Origin of the sequence: Photobacterium frigidiphilum (genome assembly GCF_003025615.1) — a bacterium.
GTDB classification, from domain to species: domain Bacteria; phylum Pseudomonadota; class Gammaproteobacteria; order Enterobacterales; family Vibrionaceae; genus Photobacterium; species Photobacterium frigidiphilum.
This window is the reverse complement of record NZ_PYMJ01000095.1, coordinates 1-2,327: the sequence shown is the minus strand read 5'-3', so window position 1 is coordinate 2,327 and position 2,327 is coordinate 1. Positions and strand designations below refer to the sequence as shown.

Sequence of the window (2,327 nt, the reverse complement as noted above, 5' to 3'; positions counted from 1 at the left end):
GCATTGATATACATGCTGGCATCCACAATGCCGTTTAGGTAGGTTTCAGCGACAGCCCGTACCGTGGGGTCGGGGCTGTTTATACTGTCCAAATGTGTCTGGATGGAGGCCGCGTGCAACGGTGTGGCAAGCGAGAGAAAGGTGATGAAAAATAAGCGTTTAACGCAAGACATAGTGAGCCTTTTTTTGTGATTAACTGATCATAAAACCAGTATAATTAAGGTTAAATATTGACCGTGTGGTATAATGATTGTTAATAAATCATCAAGTTAGAGTGAGGTTTCTCATGAGCGATTCCGATAACACATTGCTGGCAGCGGCTGCCATGCGGGCAAAGAAAAACGCCCTTGACCAAAGCGGAAAAGGGACAACGGCTGTTTCCATTACGGCGAAAGTCAAAGCGTTGTCAGAAGCGGGGTTCTCGGATGGTGAAATCGATAAAATTCTAGCGGTTGAAGGGGCGGCGGCTCACCCGACTAAGCCGCGTTTTGAAGTTAACGGTGATGTGCCGTTAGAGACCCTTAAAACCATCATGCGAGAAGAAGGGTTCTCTGAGGCCGACATTGCGCAAGAACTTTCTAAAACCCAATACAATCAACAAGTCGATGAGACATTAAATTTTGCGAAAGGACATATCATTCTTGTGGCTGTTATGGGGATTGGTTTTCTCTTTATCCTTTTTGGTCTTGATAATGGAGATTTAGCTCTTGTTTGGATGGCTACAGGGATTTTTATTGGTGCATGCCGATCTATCCCGTTTTCATTCAAAAAAGCGGACTACTTTCTCAAGCGTTAGCTATTACTTCCGTTAGGGTTGATTGGGGTTCTGGGTCTGATAGTGATAACCGTTTTTATTATTCTCGGCTGGCTCTGGTTTTGTTTTGGGCTCTATGTCGGGTAATTGAGGGACGGGGTGTTGCGCCTTATCAATATTGTCAACCTGTTCGTTAACGGCGTTAAGCTTTTCGTTGACCTCTCTGTCGATAGTGTTGAATTTATTTTCATCAAAATATTCCCGCACGCCTTTTCCTTCAATGATGAGCTCGACCCCCTCATCATGACGGGTCTGAAATTCCCCTGATTGCTGTTGCTGGGCGGTTCGTTGCGCCGATGTCAGTGCTAGCCCACCCGTTTGCTGGTTAAAATCACCCACTAAGTCATTTTCTGTTTGTGGCAGACTGTCATCCGTGTAGCGTTCAAGTTTGGTTTGTGTTTCCGGCTCATTCATGAACTGTCGAATATAGCCCGCTCGCTCCTCACGTAATGATTCGGTACTGCCGTACATGATCCCTTCATAGTGGTCTGGGTTCTCTTGCCTCATATAGGACTGAAAATCAGGCATGAGGTTGAATGAGACACCGTTGCTGACATCCTCGACTTTATCAGCTTGATGGCTGAGGGATTGGGCTTTACTGAACTCAGTATGTGCCGTGAGCCCCAGCGATTCGGTGTCACGCAGGCTGTCACCGATATTTGATAAGGCGGTATCCGTCTTGGTGCGAGTCTCGCTGCTGCTGTCAGTTAAGTCGTAGTTCTTGAGCACGTTGGCCGATTCATTGAATTGCTTTTGCAAGGCTTGTGATTCACGGTCACTTTCTGAGTGGCCTTGTGTTTCACTGGTTCGGTCGTCCCAAGTCTTTCTATAACCGCTTTCAATTTGCCCTCCAGCATTGAAGCCCAAAGGTAATCCGCCAGGGGTTTTGAGTCCGGCTGATAATGACCCTCCCACCCAATTAGACGTTAGACGTGATGATGCTTCGTCATAAGACATATTATTTTGCTTGGCAAATTCCTCAACCGTACTTTGCATGGTGCTGGCCGCTTTCATGGCCGACGCCCCTTCTTTGTTGGATGCCGTATCGCCGTAGCTTAATCCTTTACTGGTGTTTTGCCCCAATTGCACGATTTGATCGAAGGTCTTGTCGGTGCTCTCGTTATATTGCGAACGGTGCCCTTCTGCTGGGCTGAGGGTCTCGCTGGCCGAACTGCGCAGGCTGCGGCTCACGCCCTCCCGACTGTTCAAATCAACCCCGAGTCCCCGTGAGATGGTATTAGAGCCATCGAGGACTTGGCTGCCTCCAGCAAAGGTGGTGGTCATACCGCCTGTGTCATTTTGCACGGTCATACCGTGTGTACGCTGCAGGGCCGAGGTATCAGTTTTGTTGCCGTTCATGTTATTAAACGAGAAGTTATCAACCTGACCATTGCCCAGATTAATGTCACCACTGGCGGCGCTGGCCGAAGTACGGCTGTTGACGCTGCCCATGGTGGCGGCCAGTTGGTGGCTCATGTTGCTCATGACCGAGGCACCGCCTTTGACGATAAAC

At 48.5% G+C, this 2,327-nt stretch carries 1 protein-coding gene and 1 pseudogene; one reads left to right on the top strand and one right to left on the bottom strand.

Annotated elements, in window-relative coordinates:
• The first annotated feature begins 286 nt into the window (after nucleotides 1-286).
• The gene (locus C9J12_RS29775; RefSeq protein ID WP_227876521.1) at nucleotides 287-796 is read left to right on the top strand and encodes a hypothetical protein; all 510 of its coding nucleotides are present in this window, start codon (nucleotides 287-289) and stop codon (nucleotides 794-796) included.
• A 12-nt stretch (nucleotides 797-808) separates the two neighbouring features.
• Here C9J12_RS29775 and C9J12_RS29770 read toward each other — a convergent pair.
• Nucleotides 809-2,327, bottom strand: a pseudogene (locus tag C9J12_RS29770) (conjugal transfer mating-pair stabilization protein TraG); the annotation flags it as partial.